Annotated in this window: 16 protein-coding genes; 3 read left to right on the top strand and 13 right to left on the bottom strand. The window is 64.2% G+C overall.

Annotated features, from left to right (window positions below):
• Positions 1–79 precede the first annotated feature (79 nt).
• Positions 80–1,057, top strand: coding sequence for an SMP-30/gluconolactonase/LRE family protein (locus tag BRA1253DRAFT_RS10850; protein WP_007593929.1), 978 nt, complete (start codon positions 80–82; stop codon positions 1,055–1,057).
• Positions 1,058–1,211: 154 nt separating this feature from the next.
• On the opposite strand, the gene BRA1253DRAFT_RS10855 is transcribed toward BRA1253DRAFT_RS10850, so the two are convergent.
• Positions 1,212–2,642 carry an aldehyde dehydrogenase family protein gene (locus BRA1253DRAFT_RS10855; protein ID WP_007593931.1) on the bottom strand — a complete coding sequence of 477 codons (1,431 nt, stop codon included), beginning with the start codon at positions 2,640–2,642 and terminating at the stop codon, positions 1,212–1,214.
• Positions 2,643–2,846: 204 nt separating this feature from the next.
• A complete protein-coding gene (locus BRA1253DRAFT_RS10860; RefSeq protein ID WP_007593933.1) occupies positions 2,847–5,210 on the bottom strand; it encodes a transketolase in 2,364 nt (787 codons plus the stop codon).
• A gap of 132 nt (positions 5,211–5,342) precedes the next feature.
• Here BRA1253DRAFT_RS10860 and BRA1253DRAFT_RS10865 point away from each other — a divergent pair, with 132 nt between their 5' ends.
• Complete coding sequence (locus BRA1253DRAFT_RS10865) at positions 5,343–5,804, top strand: Lrp/AsnC family transcriptional regulator (protein WP_007593935.1); 462 nt, start codon at positions 5,343–5,345, stop codon at positions 5,802–5,804.
• Between the two features lie 4 nt (positions 5,805–5,808).
• Here the strand turns inward: BRA1253DRAFT_RS10865 and BRA1253DRAFT_RS10870 are convergent, their stop codons facing one another.
• The 11 genes from BRA1253DRAFT_RS10870 to BRA1253DRAFT_RS10920 form a co-directional block, all read right to left on the bottom strand.
• Positions 5,809–6,888: a zinc-binding dehydrogenase gene (locus BRA1253DRAFT_RS10870; RefSeq protein WP_007593937.1), complete on the bottom strand. Its 1,080-nt coding sequence runs from the start codon at positions 6,886–6,888 to the stop codon at positions 5,809–5,811.
• A gap of 59 nt (positions 6,889–6,947) precedes the next feature.
• Positions 6,948–7,889 (bottom strand): DMT family transporter, encoded by a 942-nt coding sequence (locus BRA1253DRAFT_RS10875; protein ID WP_007593939.1) that lies wholly within the window; start codon positions 7,887–7,889, stop codon positions 6,948–6,950.
• Between the two features lie 185 nt (positions 7,890–8,074).
• Positions 8,075–8,914: an aldo/keto reductase gene (locus BRA1253DRAFT_RS10880; RefSeq protein WP_007593941.1), complete on the bottom strand. Its 840-nt coding sequence runs from the start codon at positions 8,912–8,914 to the stop codon at positions 8,075–8,077.
• Between the two features lie 45 nt (positions 8,915–8,959).
• The gene (locus tag BRA1253DRAFT_RS10885; protein ID WP_035993133.1) at positions 8,960–9,862 is read right to left on the bottom strand and encodes an SMP-30/gluconolactonase/LRE family protein; all 903 of its coding nucleotides are present in this window, start codon (positions 9,860–9,862) and stop codon (positions 8,960–8,962) included.
• Positions 9,863–10,162: 300 nt separating this feature from the next.
• Positions 10,163–12,868: a nitrate reductase gene (locus tag BRA1253DRAFT_RS10890; protein WP_007593944.1), complete on the bottom strand. Its 2,706-nt coding sequence runs from the start codon at positions 12,866–12,868 to the stop codon at positions 10,163–10,165.
• Between the two features lie 15 nt (positions 12,869–12,883).
• The gene (locus tag BRA1253DRAFT_RS10895; protein ID WP_007593947.1) at positions 12,884–14,101 is read right to left on the bottom strand and encodes an NAD(P)/FAD-dependent oxidoreductase; all 1,218 of its coding nucleotides are present in this window, start codon (positions 14,099–14,101) and stop codon (positions 12,884–12,886) included.
• 10 nt (positions 14,102–14,111) lie between these two features.
• Positions 14,112–14,540, bottom strand: coding sequence for a globin family protein (locus tag BRA1253DRAFT_RS10900; RefSeq protein WP_007593949.1), 429 nt, complete (start codon positions 14,538–14,540; stop codon positions 14,112–14,114).
• Positions 14,541–14,659: 119 nt separating this feature from the next.
• Positions 14,660–16,051: an MFS transporter gene (locus BRA1253DRAFT_RS10905; RefSeq protein WP_007593950.1), complete on the bottom strand. Its 1,392-nt coding sequence runs from the start codon at positions 16,049–16,051 to the stop codon at positions 14,660–14,662.
• Between the two features lie 338 nt (positions 16,052–16,389).
• Complete coding sequence (locus BRA1253DRAFT_RS10910; protein ID WP_007593952.1) at positions 16,390–17,184, bottom strand: ABC transporter ATP-binding protein; 795 nt, start codon at positions 17,182–17,184, stop codon at positions 16,390–16,392.
• Positions 17,185–17,195: 11 nt separating this feature from the next.
• A complete protein-coding gene (gene ntrB, locus BRA1253DRAFT_RS10915) occupies positions 17,196–18,092 on the bottom strand; it encodes a nitrate ABC transporter permease (protein ID WP_007593954.1) in 897 nt (298 codons plus the stop codon).
• A gap of 60 nt (positions 18,093–18,152) precedes the next feature.
• Entirely contained in the window at positions 18,153–19,472 is a 1,320-nt protein-coding gene (locus tag BRA1253DRAFT_RS10920) for a CmpA/NrtA family ABC transporter substrate-binding protein (RefSeq protein WP_007593955.1), read from the bottom strand.
• A 669-nt stretch (positions 19,473–20,141) separates the two neighbouring features.
• Here BRA1253DRAFT_RS10920 and BRA1253DRAFT_RS10925 point away from each other — a divergent pair.
• The gene (locus BRA1253DRAFT_RS10925) at positions 20,142–20,981 is read left to right on the top strand and encodes a formate/nitrite transporter family protein (RefSeq protein ID WP_007593957.1); all 840 of its coding nucleotides are present in this window, start codon (positions 20,142–20,144) and stop codon (positions 20,979–20,981) included.
• Positions 20,982–20,999 lie beyond the last annotated feature (18 nt).

The raw sequence follows: 20,999 nt of genomic DNA on the forward strand, positions 1-20,999 counted from the left end.
GCCTTTGGCAACCAATTTGCGGTCACATGTCTCTAATGATAGCAGGATTGTCCAGAGGGAACGAAACGAGAGAACCGACATGAATGAGGCATCGTCCCATCCCCAGGAGCGGCCAGGCTGGCGGCCGGCGAGCTACTATCCCGATCCGGCGATAAAGGCACTCGATCCCCGCTTCGAAAAATACTGGCTAAAACTCTCGGCGGTGGAGCGGCTGACGACCGGCCTGCGCTGGGCCGAGGGTCCGGTGTGGTTCGGCGATGGTCGCTATCTCCTGTGCAGCGACATTCCGAACCAGCGCATCGTCAAATGGGAAGAGGAGACCGGCGCGGTCTCGGTGTTCCGCAAGCCCTCCAATTTCGCCAACGGCAACACCAGGGATCGCCGGGGTCGGCTCGTCACCTGCGAGCATGGTGGGCGCCGCGTGACCCGCACCGAATATGACGGCGAGATCACCGTGCTGATGGATCAATTCAACGGCAAGCGGTTAAACTCACCGAACGATGTCATTGTTAAATCGGACGGCTCGATCTGGTTCACCGATCCAACCTTCGGCCTGCTAGGCAATTACGAGGGCTACAAGGCCGAGCCGGACATTGATCCGAATGTCTACCGGCTCGATCCCACAACCGGTAATGCGACCATCGTCGCCGAAGGCGTGCTGGGTCCGAACGGGCTGTGCTTCTCGCCGGACGAGAAAATTCTTTATGTGGTGGAATCGCGCGGCGTGCCGAACCGCAAGATCCTCGCCTATGACGTCTCGGCGGATGGCACCACGATCTCGAACAAGCGCGTCTTCATCGACGCAGGCCCGGGCACGCCGGACGGCATGCGCTGCGACATCGACGGCAATCTCTGGTGCGGCTGGGGCATGGGCGATCCCGAGCTCGACGGCGTCGTGGTGTTCGCCCCCGACGGCGTCATGATCGGCCGCATCGCACTGCCCGAACGTTGCGCCAACCTCTGCTTCGGCGGCGTCAGGCGCAACCGCCTGTTCATGGCGGCGAGCCAGTCGATCTACGCGTTGTATGTGAACACGCAAGGAGCGGTCGGGGGATAGTTTCGCCGCCGTCGTTGCGAGTCCGTAGCCCGGATGGAGCGAAGCGCAATCCGGGACAGTCCCCGCATTCCGCTTCGCTCCATGCGGGCTACGAAAAAATAAAAACGCCGGAGCGGTGGCCGCTCCGGCGTTTTGTTGGTTCAGGCGATAAAGCCTACGCCGCGTTGAAGCCCGCAACTGCCTTCACTTCTAGGAAGTCCTCGAGGCCGTACTTGCCCCACTCGCGGCCGTTGCCGGACTGCTTGTAGCCGCCGAACGGTGCGCTGCGATCGTTGGGCACGCCCTGCAGATTGACGTTGCCGGCGCGGATCTGCCGGCCGACGCGCTTGGCGTCCTCGACGGAAGCACCCGTGACGTAGCCGGCAAGCCCATAGGGCGTGTCGTTGGCGATGTGCACGGCCTCGGCTTCGTCCTTGGCGCCGATGATGGTGAGCACCGGTCCGAAGATCTCTTCACGCGCAATCGTCATGTCGGGGGTGACGTCGGCAAAGATGGTGGGACGGACATAGAAGCCCTTGTTGACGCCTTCGGGCAGGCCGGGGCCGCCGGCGACGAGCGTTGCGCCCTCATCGATGCCCTTCTTGATCAGGCCCTGGATCTTGTCCCACTGGCCGCGGTTGACCACCGGACCAATGGTGGTGCCTTCGGCGCGCGGATCGCCCGCCTTGGTCTTGTCGGCGACCGCCTTCGCGATCGCGGCGACTTCCTTCATCTTCGAGGCCGGCACGATCATGCGCGAGGGCGCGTTGCAGGACTGGCCGGAGTTGTTGAACATGTGCATCACGCCGCCGGTCACCGCCTTCGTGAGGTCGGCGCCTTCGAGAATGACGTTCGGCGACTTGCCGCCGAGTTCCTGGCTGACGCGCTTCACGGTCGGTGCGGCGCGCTTGGCCACGTCGATGCCGGCGCGGGTCGAGCCGGTGAAGGAGATCATGTCGATATCGGGATGCTCGCTCATGGCGGCGCCGACCTCGGGGCCGAGACCGTTGACGAGATTGAATACGCCCTTCGGCACGCCGGCTTCATGCAGGATTTGCGCGAAGATCAGCGCCGAGGTCGGGGTGAACTCCGACGGCTTCAGGATCATGGTGCAGCCGGCGGCAAGCGCGGGCGCGACCTTGCAGGCGATCTGGTTGAGCGGCCAGTTCCAGGGCGTGATCATGCCGACCACGCCGACCGGCTCGCGCAGCACCATGGCGGTGCCGACCGGTTCCTCGAAATGATAGTTCTTGAGCACGTCGAGCGTGGTCATGAGGTGGCCGAGACCAGCGCCGGCCTGCAGCTTCTCCGCCATCGGCAGCGGCGCACCCATTTCGTCGGAGACGGCAGCACCGATCTCCTTGAGGCGGCCCTTGTAGATCTCGATGACCTTGGTGAGCAGCGCGACGCGCTCGTCACGGCTGGTCTGGGAGAACGTCACGAACGCGCGCTTGGCGGCGGCAACGGCTTTATCAACGTCGGCCTTGGAGCCCAGCGCAACCTCGTACATCGCCTCTTCCGTCGCCGGATTGACCACGGCGGTGGACTTCTTGACGGCGGGATCGACCCAGGCGCCGTCGATGTAGAACTGCATGCGATTGACCATAGTGAACCTCTTCTTGGGGGCTTGGGGGCGTTTCGGCAGGCATCCTTGCACGAAAGCGCCGGCAATTGAACCCGCCATATGCGGGGCCAGCATTGCGGCGGACGGAGGTTATATGAGCCGATGGCGGAGGGGTGGCAAGGTCTCGCCTCACTCACGATGTCATCCCGGCCTAGTGCCCATTGCGCGCTAGGCCGGGATGACGAACTACACAGCCATCTTCCGATGCAACACCGGCGCGCCGGTGGTGAGGCTTTCGGCCGCATCGATGATGGCGTTGGCGTCGATGCCGTAGTGGCGGTAGAGGTCGGCGATGGTGCCGGTCTGGCCGAACTGCTCGACGCCGAGTGCCTCGACGCGATGGCCGCGGACGCTGCCGAGCCAGCCGAGCGCCGCCGGATGTCCGTCGATCACGGTCACGATGCCGCAGTCGCGCGGCAGCGGCGCGAGCAGTTTTTCGATGTGGCTGAGATGCTGCACGCCGCGCCGATCCCGGCGCAATTTCCGTGCGGCGGTCCACCCCGCATGCAGACGATCTGCGGACGTGATCGCGAGCAGGCCGATGTCGCGCCGGCTCTCGCCGATGAAGCCGGTCGCTTCGATCGCTTCCGGCGCAACTGCGCCGGTATAGGCGATGACGGCTTCGGCATTGGGGCCCGGCTTGCGCAGCCAATAGGCGCCGTCGGTGATGCCCTGCGCGAGCTCCGGCGTCATGATCCGCTGCGCCTGCTCGATCGAGCGCGTCGAGAGCCGCAAATAGACCGAGCCGCCCTCGCCCGGATCGCGCTGCATGTGGTTGAAACCCCACCCCATGATCACGGCGAGCTCGTCGACGAAGGCAGGCTCGAACGAGGCGAGGCCGTCCTGCGCCATGCCGATCAAAGGCGTTGCGATCGACTGGTGCGCGCCGCCTTCGGGTGCCAGCGTGATGCCCGACGGCGTTGCCGCCACCATGAAGCGGGCATCCTGGTAGCATGCATAGTTCAGCGCATCGAGACCGCGCTCGATGAAGGGATCGTAGAGCGTGCCGACCGGCAGCAACCGCTCGCCGTTGATCTGGTGCGACAGGCCGAGCGCCGAGAGCATGATGAACAGGTTCATCTCGGCGATGCCGAGTTCGAGATGCTGGCCCTTGGGCGAGAAGTCCCAGTTGAAGGTGGATGGAATTTTCTCGCTGCGGAATAAGTCCGCCTTCTCGCCGCGCGCAAACAGGCCGCGCCGGTTCACCCACGGACCGAGATTGGTCGAGACGGTGACGTCAGGCGACGTCGTCACGATGCGCCTGGCAAGCTCGCTGTCGCCGCGCGCGATCTCGTTCAGCACCAGCCCAAAACCTTGCTGGGTCGACATCTGCGGCGCCGGCTTGAAGGCGAGCTGCGACGGCACCTCGATCACAGGCGCGGTGAGCCGGCGGCCGTCCTGGTTGAACGGCACGCCCGCGAGGAAGGCGTCGAGCTCGGCAGGACTTTGCGCGAGACCCTCGTATCTGTCCCATTCGTGTCCGGGCCGGATGTTCTGGCTGTCGCGATATTTCTCCATCTGCGCGACTGTCATCAGGCCGGCGTGGTTGTCCTTGTGGCCCTGGAACGGCAGGCCGACGCCCTTGATGGTGTAGGCGATAAAGCAGACCGGGCGATCGTGATCGATGGATTCGAACGCATCCAGCATGCTCGCCATATCATGGCCGCCGAGGTTCGACATCAGCGCCAGCAATTCGTCGTCGCTGCGCTTGTCGATCAGTTTGGTGATGGGGCCCTGATCGCCGATCTCATCGTGAAGATGTTTGCGGAACGCCGCGCCGCCCTGAAAACACAAGGCGGCGTAGAGCGCGTTCGGGCAATTGTCGATCCAGCGCTTCAACGCCTCGCCGCCAGCTTCGGCAAAGGCCTCGCGCATCAGGCGGCCGTATTTCACGATCACCACGTCCCAGCCGAAATTGCGGAATACGGTCTCGAACTTTTCCCAGAGGCCTTCGCGGACGACGGCGTCCAGCGACTGCCTGTTGTAGTCGACCACCCACCAGGTGTTGCGCAGGCCGTGCTTCCAGCCTTCCGCCAGCGCCTCGAAGATGTTGCCCTCGTCCATCTCGGCGTCGCCGACCAGCGCAATCATCCGCCCTTCGCGGCGATCCTTCATCCAGCCATGTGCCTTGACGTAGTCCTGCACCAGCGAGGCGAACAGCGTCTGCGCGACGCCGAGGCCGACCGAGCCCGTGGAGAAATCGACGTCGTCGACGTCCTTGGTGCGCGAGGGATAGGACTGCGCGCCCTTGAAGCCACGAAAATTCTCCAGCTTCTCGCGGCTCTGCCGGCCGAACAGATACTGGATGGCGTGGAACACCGGGCTCGCATGCGGCTTCACCGCGACGCGATCTTCGGGCTTCAGCACGTGGAAATACAGCGCCGACATGATGGTTGCGAGCGAGGCCGACGAGGCCTGATGTCCCCCAACCTTGAGGCCGTCCGCGTTCGCGCGGACGTGGTTGGCGTGATGGATGGTCCATGACGACAGCCACAGCGCCTTGCGGGCGAGCGCGGTCAATGTGTCGAGGCGGGCGGTATCAACGGGCATGGCAATGCTCCCGGAAAACAGGTGCCGATGATACCCCTGCCGGAAGCGCCAAACTTCTCAATTTTTCGCGCAGTACCAGCCCATATTGGGATATCTTACCAATCGATCGGTAAAAACGACAGGTTCATCCCAATGCCCGCCCTCGACGCCATCGACCGAAAAATCCTCAGCTACCTCCAGAACGACAGCCGGCTGACCATGCAGGAGCTGGCCGATAAGGTCGGGCTGTCGGTGTCGCCCTGCCATCGCCGGGTCAAACTGCTCGAGGAACGCGGCGTCATCTCGCGCTACATCGCGACCGTCGACCAGAAGGCGCTGGGGCTGCATGTCAGCGTCTTCATCTCGATCAAGCTGGCGCGGCAGAAGGAGGAGGACCTCAACCGCTTCGCGCGCGCGATCTCGAAATGGGACGAGGTGCTGGAATGCTACCTGATGACCGGCAACCGCGACTATCTTTTGCGCGTCGTCGCAGCCGACCTCGCCTCCTACGAGACCTTCCTCAAGACCAAGCTGACCCGGCTCGACGGCATCGCCTCGATCGAGTCGAGCTTCGCGCTCAGCCAGGTGAAATATTCGATCGCGCTACCGGTGTGAGGCATCATCGCCACGGCTGCACGATGATCTTGGTGTGCGCTTCAGGATTGGCGAGATCGGCGAAAGCCTTTGCGACGCCATCGATGCCGATCTCGGCCGTCACCATCGCAGCCGCATCCACCTTCCCTTCCGCGATCAGGCGCAGCGAAGCTGCGAATTCGTCCGGCGTGTAGCCGAGCACGTACTGAACGTTGAGCTCCTTCATGATGCCGAGCATGGGCTCGCTCCTGTCGGTCTCCATGCAGACGCCGACCACGACGATCCTGGCATCGCGCGGCGCGCCTTCGAACACCTGCTGCAACAGACCAGGCACGCCGACGCATTCGAAGATGATCGCGGGCTTCAGCGCGGGCAGCATCGCCTGGAACGGCGGGCGCGCCGCCTTTTCCGCGTCCGACATTTGCGCATGCTCGGCCCAGATCGCATAGGGCTGCGACACCCTTGGATCCACGACGATATCGGCGCCGAGTTTTGCCGCAAGCGCGCGCCGCGCCGGCGAATAGTCGGCCGCGACGATCGGATGCAGGCCCTTGAGCTTCAGCGCCGCAATCACCGCGAGCCCAACCGGGCCGCAGCCGATCACGAGCGGCACTTCGCCGCCTCGGATATTGGCCTTGGCAACGGCGTGAACACCGACCGCGAGCGGTTCGGTGAGCGCGGCATGCTCCGGCGCGAGACCGTTGGGTACCTCGAGCAGCAGCGCTTCGCTCAGTAGCATCGCCTCGGCATAGCCGCCAATATTTTCGTTGGAATAGCCGATGCCCTCGATGCCCTGCGGCGTCACGAGGGCCGGCAGCGAGCACACGCGCGTGCCCGGCTTGAGCTTGCGCACAGTGCCCGGGCCGAAATCGACGATCTCGCAGCAGAACTCATGGCCGAACACGACGTCGCGGGCGAGGTCCATCGGCTTGCGGCCGCTCTTTCGCGCCATCTCCACCATGCGATGGGCGTGCTGGCGCGCGTGCAGGTCAGAGCCGCAGATGCCGCAGGCGAGCGTCTTGACCAGCACCTGGCCGGGGCCGGGCTTTGGCTCCGCCATCCGATCGACGACAATCTCACCGTTCCTGAAAATCGCAGCGCGCATTCGGCTCCTCCCGGCTTGTTGGAGCCATTGATAGCACGAAGCGGACGCGTGAACTTGCGTCAGGGGTTCGGGGAACGCTCTTCCATGATCAGGAGCTGGGCGCGACGGATGCGCTCCCGATGGGCGATGTAGAGGCCGCTGGCGACGATGAAGGCTGCACCGGTGACGGTCCAGACATCAGGCACTTCGCCGAACAGGAAGAAGCCGAGAATGCTGACCCAGAGCAACTGAGTGTAGGAGAACGGCGCCAGCACCGAGGCATCGCCGTAGCGATAGGCCAGGACGATGATCCACTGGCCGACGGTGGAGGCGACGCCGATCACGATGCCAAGCCCGATCGCGGTCCAGGTCGGCGTGACCCAGACGAATGGTACCATCAGGGAGAGGATCGCAACGCCCGTCAGCGCCGAATAGGCCATGGTGGTGAGGACGGCTTCGCGCCCGCTCATCATGCGCGTCAGGATCAGCGCCGCAGCCCAGCAGAACGCCGAGACGATCGGGAAGAACGCGGCGGCGTGAAACGCGCTGGAGCCCGGGCGCAGGATGATCATCACGCCCGTCAAGCCGATCGCGGTGGCGATCCAGCGGCGCATGCCCACCTTCTCGCTCAGGAACACGATCGAGAGCGCGGTGACGAACAGTGGCGAGACGAACCCGGTCGCGGACGCTTCCGCGATCGGCAGGAAGCTCAGGCCGGTGATGAAGAACAGCGAAGAGCCGAGCAATGCCGCGCCGCGCATCAGCTGCAGGCCGAGGCGCTCGGTGCGCATGGCATGAAGCGGCGAGCCCGGCAGCATTACCGGCGTGAACATCAGCGCGAACGTTACGAAGCGGATCCAGGTGATCTCGATCGACGGCAGGCTCGACGACAGATATTTCGCGGTGACATCGGAGCAGCCGAGAAAGATCGTCGACAGCAGCACCAGCGCGATGCCCTTGAAGGGATGATCGACGCGCGCCGGCGCGCGGCGCGCCTGCGGCTTCTTTTCCGGCATGAGCATGGGAATACTGTCGAGCCTTGCGGCTGCGGCGGGCGGCGGGTCACGGCTGGAACCTAGGAGATGCGAATCGGGAATGATCGTAAAAAACGATAATTGCGCCGCTTTCACAACTTCCGAAAACAGGATGCCGATATGCGCTCACGTCCGCGCGCGTCAAGACTCCATTAACAATGGGCGTTTGTGCACTACAGCATGGGCAGGCCGCGCGGCTTCGGACCGCGCGGAAACGCCGCATCGAGCGCCGCGATCTCGTCTTTCGTCAGCACGAGATCGCCGGCCGCGGCATTTTCGCCGGCGTGTTCCGCGGACGACGCCTTCGGGATGGCGAACACCGTAGTCGCACGGGTGAGGAAGCTCAGCGCGATCTGGCGCGGCGTTGCGCGACGCGCCTCCGCGATGCGCGCCAGCACTACACCGCCCTTGCTGTTGCTCGCAGGGAAATCGTCGTGGCCGAACGGCGAGTAGGCGACCACGGCGACACCATGCTGTTCGCACCACGGGATCACCGCGTGCTCGATCGCGCGTTCCCTCAGATGATAGAGCACCTGATTGCAGGCGATGCGGCCTTCGCCGGCAGCGTCGAGCATCTCGTCGAGATCATCGGCATCGAAATTGGAGACACCCCAGGATTTGATCTTGCCGGCCTTCACCAGTTCCTCGAACGCGGCCACAGTGTCCTCCAGCGGATACGAGCCGCGCCAATGCAGCAGATAGCAGTCGAGCCGATCCGTCTTCAGCCGCTTCAGCGAGCGCTCACAGGCGGTGATGGTTCCGCGGCGCGAGGCGTTGCTCGGCAGCACCTTTGACACGAGGAACACCTCGTCGCGTCGCCCCGCGATCGCATCGGCAATGACGAGCTCGGCGTCGCCATACATCTCGGCAGTGTCGATGTGGGTCATGCCGAGATCGAGCCCGCGCTGAAGCGCCGCGATCGCGCGCTTGCGATCGCCGTGGTCGAGATACCAGGTGCCCTGCCCGATGACAGAGACGCTGGCGCCGGTTTTGCCGAAGGGGTTCGTGTTCATATTTGCTCCGATACCACTCGTTCGCTCAGGCAACCGCCATCGAGCTCAAGAGTTCAATCCGCCGATGTCAGCGACCAGTACGCTACCGGTCGCAGATTCCGTGATGTAGAGCTGATCTTTGTTCGCGCCACCAATCGCGACATTGGTGCAGTTCGGCCCGGCACACGACTTCACCCGCGCGATCAATTCGCCGTTGGGCGCGAACACGAAGACATGGCCGAGCGATGCGTGGCCGACGAACAGACGGCCCTTGGCATCCATGGTCAAGCCATCGGGGCCGCTGGTACCGAACAGCGAACAGAAGCGGCCGACCTTCGACACGCTGCCGTCCTTCATGAAAGGCAACCGCCACACCGCGTTGTCGCGCGTCATCGCGACGAACAGCACGGTCTCGGTTGGATCGAGCACCAGACCGTTCGGACTGATGCCGGTGTCGATCAGGCAATCCAGGCGGCCGCCTGGCGTCAGGCGATAGACACGGCCGCTGGGGTCATGCAGGCCGGTCTGCCCCTGGTCGGTGAAATAGATATCGCCGTTGGACGCGAGATGCAGGTCGTTGCAGCCGCGGAAGGATTCCGAATTGCGCGAGGTCAGCACCGGCGCCACGTGCCCCGCGTTGGCGTCGAACTCCATGATGCCGTGCCTGTAGTCGGCGACCAGGATGCGGCCGTCGGCCGCGATTTTCAGCCCGTTCGGCCAGCCTTCATATTCAATCGCCAACGACCACTCGCCGTCGGGCGCAATGCGGAAGATCCGGCCGAACGGAATGTCGACGATGTAGAGATTGCCATCCCTGTCGAACGACGGCCCTTCGATGAAGGAGTCCGTCGGCACGCCCGGCCGGTTGGCATCGGCCCAATCCGTCCGCTCGCCTTTGCGGCGGAATTTGTCTGGCATGGCGGAAAAGAGCCTGGTCTCGATCAGGCGCGGCGGCGTTTCCAGGTACATCATTGTTGTTGTTGTCGTTGTTGATGGGGGAGAGCGCGGCAACATAGGGCACAATGGGGCGTGCGTCGATTGGGCTGAGGCGTAGCGCCCCGCCCCCGCTGTCATTCCCCGCGACCCGGCTACGCCAAGGCTTCGCCGGGGTCGAGGTCCAGGGGCGCCGAAGCTTTAGCGTAGGCGTCAAGCGGGGAATCCAGTACGCCGTGGCCTTACCGCTTGATCACAGGCGTCTCGGCGTACTGGATCGCCCGGTCAAGCCGGGCGATGACGGCGGAGTATTCGGCGACGACCGAGAAAGCGCCCCTACCCCGCGGCGCCCGCGACCTTCGCCTGCTTCACTGGAGCCACCTCGGTCGTCGCGATCAGGCGCTTCAGTTCAGGAATGCAGGAGCCGCAATTGGTGCCGGCCTTGAGCTTTGTGCCGATCTCGGCCGCTGTGCGCGCGCCTGCGGCGATGGTGTCGCAGATGGTGCCGCGGCCGACGCCGAAGCAGGCGCAGACGACGGGGCCGGTCGAAGCCGCGCCCTCGCTCGACTTGCCGGACAGCAGCATGCGCCGCTGCTCGTCGGTGACATTGTCGGCCACGAACAGGCTCTTCACCACCTCCCAGTCGCCGGCGTCATGCGCGGGGCCGACGAACAGGCAGGTTTCGATGCGGTCGCCCGCAAACGACGCTGCGCGATAAACGCCGCCGCCGAAGTCGCGATAGTCGGCGACGTCCTCGCCGGCAACGCCTTCGAGCCAGGCCGGCCAGCGCGACAGATCCGCATTGTCGGCGAAGAGATAGCCGAAGCCGCCGGCAACAGTGACGCGGGTCCACATCAGGTTCGGCGGCAGCTCCAGCTGCTTGCGCGACAACGCAAAGCCGCGGAAGACGTATTCATAGGGCGAGATCGCGGCCGGTGTCGCCTTGGACTCCGGCTGTCCCGAGAACGGATCGGTGAACGGTGCGACCAGCGCCCCCACGCGACCGTGCGAGGCGTTCATCGCACTCCAGTGGATCGGCGCGAATAGCGTGCCGCGCTGCTGCTGGTCGCTGACGACGACCTTGAGGGTGCACTGGCCGTAGTCGGTGGTGATGCGGGCATAGCCGTCGTGGACGACGTTGTATTTGTTGGCGTCATCGGGATGAATCTCGACGAACGGCTCGGGCAGATGCGCGCCGAGCCGCTGGCTGAGGCCCGTGCGCGTCATGGTGTGCCACTGGTCGCGGATGCGGCCGGTGTTGAGCCGCAGCGGTCGCGACGGTCCGGTCTCGCCACGCAGCGCCGGCACCTCCGGCGCGACGAAGCGGCCCTTGCCGTCATTGGTGAAGAACCCGCCGGCCGCGAAGAAGCGCTCGCCGGGCGCCTCGCCCTGGCGCGCGGGCCACTGCACGGGCTTCAAGGCGTCAAACGCCTCGTCCGACAGCGAAGTCAGCGCGCCGATGTCGAAGTCGCGGCTGCCATCGTTCTCGAACGCGGAGAGCGCGGCGTGCTCGCGAAAGATGTCGGCTGCGGATTTGTAATTAAAGCTGTCGCCGAAGCCGAGGCGCTTTGCGGTTTCGCTCAGGATCCACCAGTCCGGCCGCGCCTCGCCGGGCGCCGGCAGGAACGAGCGCTGGCGCGAGATCCGGCGCTCGGAATTGGTCACGGTGCCCGACTTCTCGCCCCAGGCGAGCGCGGGCAGCAGCACGTGCGGTCCGGCCTCGACGGTGTCGTTGGAGAGCACGTTCTCGGAGACCACGAACAGCTCGAGCTTCTTCAGCGCCTCGCGCACGAAGTCGGCATCGGGCAGCGAGACCGCGGGGTTGGTGCCCATCACCCATAGCGCCTTGACCTCGCCGCGGTTGATGGCTTCGAACAGCTGCACCGCCTTCAACCCTTCATGGGTGGCGATGCGCGGCGCCTTCCAGAACCGCCGCACGCGATCGATGTCCGGCGGCGTGAAGTTCATGTGCGCAGCGAGCTGATTGGCGAGGCCGCCGACCTCACGGCCGCCCATCGCGTTGGGCTGGCCGGTGAGCGAGAACGGCGAGGCACCCGGCTTGCCGATGCGCCCCGTTGCGAGATGGCAGTTCAAGATCGCGTTGACCTTGTCGGTGCCCTGCGCCGATTGGTTGACACCTTGCGAGTACAGCGTGACGACGCGGGGCGTGTCACGGAACATCTTGAAGAAGGTCGCAACGTCCTGCTCGGAGAGGCCCGTCGCCAGTGCGGTCGCGGTGACGCTGCCGGCGATGCTACGTGCACGCGCCAGCGCGTCGTCAAAGCCCGAGGTGTTTTGCGCGATGTAGTCCTGATCGAGGGCACCATTGTCGGCGAGGTGAACGAACAGGCCGGAGAACAACGCCGTGTCGGTGCCCGGCTTGAGGCCAAGGAACAGATCGACGTCGGTCGCGGTGTCGGTGCGGCGCGGATCGATCACGATCATGCGGGCGCCGCGTTCCTGCCGGTTCTTCAACATGCGCTGGAACAGCACGGGATGGCACCAGGCGGCATTCGAGCCGACGAACACCAGCAGATCGGCCTGATCGAGATCCTCGTAGCAGCCGGGTACGGTGTCGGCGCCGAAGGCGCGGCGGTGACCGGCGACCGAGGACGACATGCAGAGCCGCGAATTGGTGTCGACGTTGGCCGTGCCGACAAAGCCCTTCATCAGCTTGTTGGCGACGTAATAGTCCTCGGTCAGCAGTTGGCCCGAGAGATAGAATGCGACCGCGTCAGCGCCGTCGCGCGCGACGATGTGCTGCATGCGGTGGGCGACGTGATCGAGCGCATCGCTCCAGGCGACGCGTTCGAGCACGCCCTTGCAGCGGATCATCGGATAGAGCAGCCGGCTTTCGAGCCCGACGGTCTCGCCGAGCGCCGAGCCCTTGGAGCACAGCCGGCCGAAATTGGCAGGATGATCGGGATCGCCCGCGATCGCCGCGCCGCCCTTGCCGTCTGGCGTCGCCAGCACGCCGCAGCCTACGCCGCAATACGGACAGGTCGTCTTGGTGGCGCGGAGCGTGGGATCGATCGCCGTCATATCAAGCCGCCTCTATCAAGCCGCTTTGGAGGGACGCGCGAGCGCGCGGCCGAATATCATGTCGGCGCGGATGGCCGCCACCTTTTCGCGATTGCGGATCAGTTCGAGATACCAGAGCGCATCGACGGTATCGCCGATCAGCAGAGCGCCGGTGAGCCGGCCCGCGGCGATGACGAGCTTCTTGTAAGTGCCGCGCCTGCGGTCTGACAGCACGAGGCTCTCGCTGCCCTCCCCGCCCATGAAGTCACCGGCGGAGAACACGCTGACGCCCGACACCTTCAGATTGGTCGAGACCACGCTGCCCTGATAGGCCGCGGGACGGCCGGCAAGGTGTCGCGCCAGCACGCGTGCCTGCTCGTAGGCGGGTTCGACCAGGCCGTAGCAGATGCCGCGATGCTCGGCGCATTCGCCGAGCGCGTAGATATCTGGTGACGCCGTCTGCATCTCATCGTTGACGACGATGCCGCGATTGACGGCGATGCCGGCGTCCTTTGCCAGCGCAATGTTGGGCCTGATGCCGGCGGCGAAGATCACGGCATCGGCCTCGATGCGGCTGCCGTCGGCAAGCTCGACCGCTTCGACATGACCCTCGCCATGGATGCGGGCTGTGGATGCATTGAGCAGGATGCGAATGCCCTTGCGCTCGACCAGTGTCTTGAGCAGGTCGGCGGCGGGGGCATCGAGCTGGCGCTCCATCAGCCGGTCCATCAGGTGCAGCAGCGTCACGGGCGCTCCGGCCTTGGCGAGGCCGTAAGCCGCTTCGAGTCCGAGCAGACCGCCGCCGACCACGACGACGCGCTTCCTGGCGGCAGCGAGCGTCAGCAGCAGATCGACGTCGCGGGTGTCGCGAAAGGTGTGCACGCCGGAAAGGTCGGCGCCGGGCACGTTGAGCCGCAGCGGCGTCGAGCCGACGGCGAGCACGAGCTTGGAGTATTCCATACTCTCTTCGCCTTCGATCTTGAGCTCGCGTCGGCCGGTGTCGATCTCGGTGACGCGATAGCCGTAGCGCACCGTGACGCCGCGATGGCGCCACCAGTCGGCGGGCCGGAGCTCGATCTCGTGCGAGCCGGTCTCGCCGGCCAGCACGGAGGAGAGCAGAACGCGGTTGTAAGCGAGCCGCGGCTCTTCGCCGATCACGGCGACCGCGTAGCGGCCGAGCGAGGTCTTGGCGAGCTCGTCGACCAGACGCGCGGCCGCCATACCGTTACCGACGATGACCAGCGGTTCACTCACAACGCATCTCCTATTCGGCGGCCTGCGGCTGTGCGCCGTAGGCCTCGGAAATCATGTAGCCGGACAATACGCCGTAGGCGTCGGTCCAGGCGGTAGCCAGTTCGGGCGTCCAGGCTTCGCCGAGGCCCTTCTCCAGGGTCCACAGCAAGGTCGCGCCGACCACCGGGTAGTGCTCGGCCTTGGCGCCGTAGCCGACGTGACGCTTCGCAAGCGCCGAGGCCGCGGGAAGAATCGAGTCCAGGTTCGACAGACCGCCGACGACGGCGGCGAGCATGCCCATCAGCTTCTTGCGCTGCTCGGTCATGTCCTCGGGAAACATCGCGCGCACGGACGGCGCCACCTCGAACAGGCGATCGTAGAACAGCACCGCGGCCTGCGCGGAAATCGGCGCGACCTTGGCAAAGCTCTGTTGGACGAGGGTGATCTGTTCTGGCGTCATGATGTTCTCCTGCCTGTTGGGTTTGCCTTGGTGCGCGCCATTGCGAACCAGGTTCATTGTCAAACTGTCGGGCAATGCTTCTCCCCGCGTACGGGGAGAAGCGAGATTCGTACCAAGTGTTAAACTCGCGCGCCGGCGAGGCTTGAGGCGCCCTCACCTTGCGGGCTGCGACGCAGATAGAACCACCAGGTCAGCGCGAGACAGGAGGCGTAGAAGCCGAGATAGATCGCGAGCGCGAGCTGCGGGCCGCCGGTCAGCGCGATCGACTTGCCGAATCCGGTCGGGATCAGATAGCCGCCGACTGCGCCGACCGCGCCGATGAAGCCGACCGCGGCACCGCTCTCGATGCTCGCCGTCTTCAAGGCGAGCGCGCGCTCCGCATCGCCCTTGCCGCGCACCCTGAACAAATTCTGCTCGCGGAAGATCGAGGGGATCATGCGGTAGGTCGAGCCGTTGCCGATGCCCGTCGTCACGAACAGGACCAGGAACATCGACAGAAAGCCGATGAAATCCTTGTGCCCGACGAAATAGAGCACGCCGATCGTGGCGCCTGCCATCACGATGAAATTCCAGAACGTGGTCACCGAGCCGCCGATCCTGTCGGCAAGCCAGCCGCCGAGCGGCCGCGACAACGAACCGACCAGCGGTCCCAGGAACGCGATCGCAATCGTGACTTGCGGGAACTGGGTCTTGATCAGCAGCGGAAATGCCGCCGAGTAGCCGATGAAGGAGCCGAACGTGCCGATATAGAGATACGCCATGATCCAGGTGTGCTTGCGTTTGACCACGGCGAGCTGGTTCTTGATCGACGACTTGGCCGTGGTCAGGTTGTTCATGAAGAACACCGCGCCGAAGACCGCGATCGCGATCGGCAGCACCCACATCAGGCCGGCATTCTGAAGAAAGACACCATCGACAGGCGTTGCCTGGAACAGATTGATGACGGCGAGCGTCATCAGGATCGGGGTCAGGAGCTGCACGCTGGAGACGCCGATATTGCCGCCGGCTGCATTCAGTCCCAGCGCCCAGCCCTTCATCCGGTCGGGGAAGAAGAACGAGATGTTGGTCATGCTGGAGGCAAAATTGCCGCCGCCGAGACCGGCGGTCGAAGCAATCAGCAGCATCAGCCAGAACGGCGTGCCGGGCTGACCGACGAAATAGGCCAGCGAGAGCGTCGGAATGAACAGGATCGCCGCGCTGAAGATGGTCCAGTTGCGGCCGCCGAAGGTCGTCACCGCGAAGGTGTAGGGAAAGCGCATCAACGCGCCGATCAGTCCGGGCACAGCGACGAGCTGGAACAGCTGGTCGGTGGTGTAGTGGAAGCCCGCCTGCGGCAGTTTGGTGGTGACGATGCTCCAGATCAGCCAGACCGAGAAGCCGATATGTTCGGCCACGATCGACCAGATCAGGTTGCGTCGCGCGATAGTCTTGCCGCCCGCACTCCAGAACGCCTCATCTTCGGGGCGCCAGTCTGAAATCCAAGTCTGATTACCAGTCGGACTCTTCGTCATTGCAAAATCCCTTCCAGGCTCACCGCTGCGTCGTTGCAGGCTCAGCCTCCGGCCACGGAGGCGCGCTCCGAGGCTTCACCCCGGTGGCGAGTTACGATGCTGATTGATGATGTTGAGGGACGTCGTCGTTGGCGTCGCGGTTGGTGCTTCAATTTCCGTGCCAACTGCGCGCATTCCGGAAACGCAGGAAATTCAGGAGCTTGTTCGGAGTGCTCCGAATTTTTGCAGGACTATTTCGCACGCAAATTTTGCGATTCGCTCAATCCCTGTGCGGCGCACAAGGATTGAGCTTGATGATTCAAAATTAGGCGTTGCGTCAGCACCTGTTGGTGACGCGTTTACGCGGCCTCGACGAAGCGATGACGCTCATAGAGGAATTCGAGCACGCGCTGCCGGCACTTCAAGTAAGTGGTGTTGGTCGCGAGCTCGAGCCGCTTGCGCGGGCGCGCCAGCGGCACCTCCAGCACCTCGCCGATGCGCGCGCTCGGCCCGTTCGTCATCATGACAATGCGGTCGGACAGCAGCACCGCCTCGTCGACGTCGTGGGTGATCATCAGAATCGTGTTGCCGAGCTTCTGATGCAGCGCCATCACCGAATCCTGCAAATGCGCGCGGGTCAGTGCGTCGAGTGCGCCGAAAGGCTCGTCGAGCAGCAACACTTTCGGTTCCATCGCGAGCGCGCGGGCAATGCCGACGCGCTGCTTCATGCCGCCGGAGATTTCCGAGGGCCGTTTGTCCTTGGCATGGGCCATCTGCACGAGGTTGAGATTGTGCATGACCCAGGCGTCGCGTTCGGCGCGCTTCTTGGTCTTAGCGAAGACCTTGTCGACGCCGAGCCTGACGTTCTCGTACACGGTTAGCCACGGCAACAGGCTGTGGTTCTGGAACACCACCGCGCGATCCGGTCCCGGCGAGTTCACCTCGCGGTTCTCGAGCAGCACGCCGCCGGTGGTGGCGTTGGTCAGGCCTGCGATGATGTTGAGCAGGGTCGACTTGCCGCAACCGGAATGGCCGATGATCGAGACGTATTCGCCCTTCTCGATGGTGAGATTGATATCCTTCAGCACCTCGGTGGAGGCAGCGCCGCGGGTAAAAATCTTGTCGATGTGGTCGAGCTTCAGATAAGCGGTCATGTGCTTCCCCTTCAGTTCAGCGCGGTGCCGCGGGTGACGATCTTGCCGGCACCCGCGATCAGGCGGTCGAGCACGAAGCCGATGATGCCGACATAGAACAGCGCCAGGATGATTTCGCTGATATGCGAGGAGTTCCAGGCGTCCCAGATGAAGAAGCCGATGCCGACGCCGCCGATCAGCATTTCCGCGGCGACGATCGCGAGCCAGGACAAACCGATGCCGATGCGAAGCCCCGTGAAGATATAGGGCGCGGCGGCCGGAATCATGATCTTGGCGAAGAATTCGAGCGGGTTAAGCTGCACCACCGCGGCGACGTTGCGATAATCCTGCGGGATGTTGCGGATGCCGACCGCGGTGTTGATGATGATCGGCCAGATCGAGGTGATGAAGATGACGAAGATCGCCGAGGGCTGGCCGTCGCGGAACGCGGCGAGCGACAGCGGCAGCCAGGCCAGCGGCGGGATCGTGCGCAAGACCTGGAACAGCGGATCGAGCCCACGCATCGCCCAGACCGATTGCCCGACCAGCACGCCGAGCGCGATGCCGGCAATCGCCGAGAGCGAATAGCCGAAGGCGACGCGTTGGAGGCTAGCGGAGAGGTGCCAGAACAGCCCCTTATCGATGCCGCCGTGATCGAAGAACGGATCGAGGATCAGCTCCTTCGTGTCCTTGAACACCTTCGACGGCGGCGGCAGTGCCGAGCCGGCGCGGCGGCAGACCAGCTCCCACACCAGAAGCAAGAGCGCGATCACGACCAGCGGCGGGATGACGCGCACGGCGGTCTCCCGCGCCATCCGCGCGTAAGTCTCCGAACGCGGCGGCCGCTTCGGTGTCATCGCGACGACCGGCGCGGCAGCGCTCGCGGGCTTCGCGGTCTCAACCTCGATCTTGGTGGCGGGCATGTTCATCGCAATATTTCTCCGGCTGCAAAAGGCGATGCGGCCGCCCGGAGGCGGCCGCTGGCTCCATCAGACTTCGACGCGCTTGATCGCGAGCGACTTCAGATAGGCAGCCGGATTTTCCGGATCGAACACCTTGCCGTCGAAGAAGGTCTCCTTGCCGCGCGAGGTGGAGGTCGGGATCTCGGCGCTTGCGATGCCGAGCGTCTTGGCCGCGTCGCGCCACATGTCTTCGCGGTTGACCTTGGCAATCAGCGCCTTGGTGTCGAAATTCGCCTCGTATTTGCCCCAGCGAATGTCCTCGGTGAGGAACCAGAGGTCGTGGCTCTGGAACGGATAAGAGGCGAAGTCGCGCCAATACTTCATGATGTGCGGCGAATTCTCGACCACCTTGCCGGGAAGGCCGTAGTCGAACTTGCCGGCGGTGCGGTCGAGTACGTCTTCGACAGGGCAGTTCATCCACTGCCGCTTCCCCATGATGGCAGCAAGCTCGGCCTTGTTCTCGGCCTTGTCCGACCACTGCTGCGCTTCCATCACCGCCATCAGCAGCGCCTTCGCGGCCTTCGGGTATTTATCGACGAAGGCGGCGCGCATGCCGAAGGATTTTTCCGGGTGCTTGTTCCAGAGCTCGCCGGTCGTGATCGCGGTATAGCCGATGTTCTGGTGGATCAGCTGCAGATTCCAGGGCTCGCCGACGCAGAAGCAGTCCATCGTGCCGACCTTCATGTTGGCCACCATCTGCGCAGGCGGCACCACGATGGTCTCGATGTCCTTGTCCGGATCGATGCCGCCGGCGGCAAGCCAATAGCGGAGCCAGAGGTCGTGCGTGCCGCCGGGGAAGGTCATCGCCGCCTTCACGGGCTTGCCGGAAGCCTTCTTCTTCTCCAGGGCCGCCTTGAAGGTGGACGCATCGACGCCGAGCTTCAGGTCGGCATATTCACTGGCGACGGAGATGCACTGGCTGTCGAGATTGAGCCGCGCCAGGATGTACATCGGCGTCGGCTGGTTGTTCTGCGTCACCTTGCCGGCCGAGATCAGATACGGCATCGGGGTCAGGATATGCGCACCGTCGATGCCGTTGCCTTCCGAGCCGAGCACGAGATTGTCCCGCGTGGTGCCCCAGGAGGCCTGCTTCTGCACGTCGGTGTCGGGCATGCCGTATTTGGCGAACAGGCCCTTGTCCTTGGCGACGAACAAGGGACCGGCATCGCTCAGCGCGATGAAGCCAAGCTTTGCGCCCTTGACCTCCGGACCGGCGTCCTGCGCGAAAGCGCCCGCTGGGAAATTCAGCTTCACGGCGGCCAGGAGTGCGGCGGTCGAGCCGGCGGCCTTCAACAATTGACGGCGGCTGAGGCCAGTGTCCGACGGCCGGCGGGTGCGCTTGGTCATAGGCGGTATCGTCCTTTGCGTCGTTGCAGAATGATTGTGTCAGTGCACACGAGCAGCCCGTCCGTCCGGCGACGCCTGAAGCAGCGCATGCGAACGCGCGACGGGGAGACCCCCGTCTGGTGGCGTCGGCAATTCGGATGAGAAGTCTCGCGGGACGGCTTCAATGGCGTCGGCGTGGAACTATTCAAGCTTCATGCCAAGCGTGAGGCAGCCGAAAACAAATCGATATCAATAGCTTATGTACGCCGCGCCAGTCTGTCGCAGGTCTTCTCCGCTCGTGAAATTTGCGACCTGCCCAACATTTGTGCGGCGCACAAGTCTTGTGCAGCCGCTTAAGCAACAGGCCACTCGGCCCGCAAAAGCCGGGTCAGGAAAAGTCGTATCTTCTTGATATCGCTGGGTTCTTATAGGCCAGGCGCACGGCACGCAATTTGCATTTGAGTTCGCGTCAACGAAGACTGCGGCTCGACCGCAATGCTGCAGCCTCAGGCGGCTGCAGCACGGAAGCTCACCTGCTTCGCGGCCCTCCCGGCTTCATCCTCGTGACGCGATTCCCAGAGCTTCCAAATCTCTCCGGCTTACGCGCGGCAACCAGCCCGCACGGCCAATGATGTTCAGTCGCGCTCACGCAGAGTGTGTCGATCTCACCAGGAAGCAAAGGAACCATTGATGTCGTATCTCGCGCCTTCGGAATTCGTCACCAAGATGGTGGATGCGGGCGAGTCCAAAGTCTTCATGTCCACCCGGGATACCATCATCCGGGCCTACATGGCCGGCGCTATCCTGGCGCTCGCGGCATGGTTCGCCGTCACGATCAACGTGAACACGGGGCAGCCGCTGATCGGCGCGCTGCTGTTCCCGGTCGGCTTCGTCATGCTCTATCTGCTGGGCTTCGACCTCCTGACCGGTGTGTTTGTGCTCTCCCCGCTCGCCCTGATCGACAAGCGCCCGGGCGTCACCTTCGGCGGCGTGCTGCGGAACTGGGGCCTCGTCTTCGTCGGCAATTTCGCAGGCGCCCTGACGGTGGCCTTCATGATGGCCTTCGTCACGACTTTCGGCTTCACGCAGGATCCGGACAAGGTCGGCACGGCGATCGGCAATATCGGCGAAGGCCGCACGCTCGGCTACGCCGCGCACGGCGCGGCCGGCATGGCGACGCTGTTCATCCGCGGAATGCTCTGCAACTGGATGGTCTCGACCGGCGTCGTCGGCGCCATGATCTCCACCTCGGTCCCCGGCAAAGTCATCGCGATGTGGATGCCGATCCTGGTGTTCTTCTACATGGTGTTCGAGCATTCCGTCGTGAACATGTTCCTGTTCCCCTCCGGCCTGATGCTGCACGCGAAATTCTCGATCATGGACTATCTGATCTGGAACGAGATCCCGACCGTGCTCGGCAATCTCGTCGGCGGCCTCGCCTTCACCGGCATGACCCTCTACGCCACGCACGTCTTGACCCAGCCGAAGCGCCAGGCGGGCAAGGCCTCGTCGCCCCGCGTCGCGGCCTGAGCAAACAACGTCTCGACA

Origin of the sequence: Bradyrhizobium sp. WSM1253 (assembly GCF_000244935.1) — a bacterium.
Taxonomy (GTDB): Bacteria; Pseudomonadota; Alphaproteobacteria; order Rhizobiales; family Xanthobacteraceae; genus Bradyrhizobium; species Bradyrhizobium canariense.

What these genes read in the sequence shown, in the direction of transcription:
- BRA1253DRAFT_RS10925 (WP_007593957.1), top strand. Translation starts at nt 20,142, where the DNA reads ATGTCGTATCTCGCGCCTTCGGAATTCGTCACCAAGATGGTGGATGCG.
- BRA1253DRAFT_RS10885 (WP_035993133.1), bottom strand. Translation starts at nt 9,862, where the DNA reads ATGTACCTGGAAACGCCGCCGCGCCTGATCGAGACCAGGCTCTTTTCC.
- BRA1253DRAFT_RS10905 (WP_007593950.1), bottom strand. Translation starts at nt 16,051, where the DNA reads ATGACGAAGAGTCCGACTGGTAATCAGACTTGGATTTCAGACTGGCGC.
- BRA1253DRAFT_RS10880 (WP_007593941.1), bottom strand. Translation starts at nt 8,914, where the DNA reads ATGAACACGAACCCCTTCGGCAAAACCGGCGCCAGCGTCTCTGTCATC.
- BRA1253DRAFT_RS10900 (WP_007593949.1), bottom strand. Translation starts at nt 14,540, where the DNA reads ATGACGCCAGAACAGATCACCCTCGTCCAACAGAGCTTTGCCAAGGTC.
- BRA1253DRAFT_RS10860 (WP_007593933.1), bottom strand. Translation starts at nt 5,210, where the DNA reads ATGCCCGTTGATACCGCCCGCCTCGACACATTGACCGCGCTCGCCCGC.
- BRA1253DRAFT_RS10920 (WP_007593955.1), bottom strand. Translation starts at nt 19,472, where the DNA reads ATGACCAAGCGCACCCGCCGGCCGTCGGACACTGGCCTCAGCCGCCGT.
- ntrB (WP_007593954.1), bottom strand. Translation starts at nt 18,092, where the DNA reads ATGAACATGCCCGCCACCAAGATCGAGGTTGAGACCGCGAAGCCCGCG.
- BRA1253DRAFT_RS10850 (WP_007593929.1), top strand. Translation starts at nt 80, where the DNA reads ATGAATGAGGCATCGTCCCATCCCCAGGAGCGGCCAGGCTGGCGGCCG.
- BRA1253DRAFT_RS10870 (WP_007593937.1), bottom strand. Translation starts at nt 6,888, where the DNA reads ATGCGCGCTGCGATTTTCAGGAACGGTGAGATTGTCGTCGATCGGATG.
- BRA1253DRAFT_RS10865 (WP_007593935.1), top strand. Translation starts at nt 5,343, where the DNA reads ATGCCCGCCCTCGACGCCATCGACCGAAAAATCCTCAGCTACCTCCAG.
- BRA1253DRAFT_RS10875 (WP_007593939.1), bottom strand. Translation starts at nt 7,889, where the DNA reads ATGCTCATGCCGGAAAAGAAGCCGCAGGCGCGCCGCGCGCCGGCGCGC.
- BRA1253DRAFT_RS10910 (WP_007593952.1), bottom strand. Translation starts at nt 17,184, where the DNA reads ATGACCGCTTATCTGAAGCTCGACCACATCGACAAGATTTTTACCCGC.
- BRA1253DRAFT_RS10855 (WP_007593931.1), bottom strand. Translation starts at nt 2,642, where the DNA reads ATGGTCAATCGCATGCAGTTCTACATCGACGGCGCCTGGGTCGATCCC.
- BRA1253DRAFT_RS10890 (WP_007593944.1), bottom strand. Translation starts at nt 12,868, where the DNA reads ATGACGGCGATCGATCCCACGCTCCGCGCCACCAAGACGACCTGTCCG.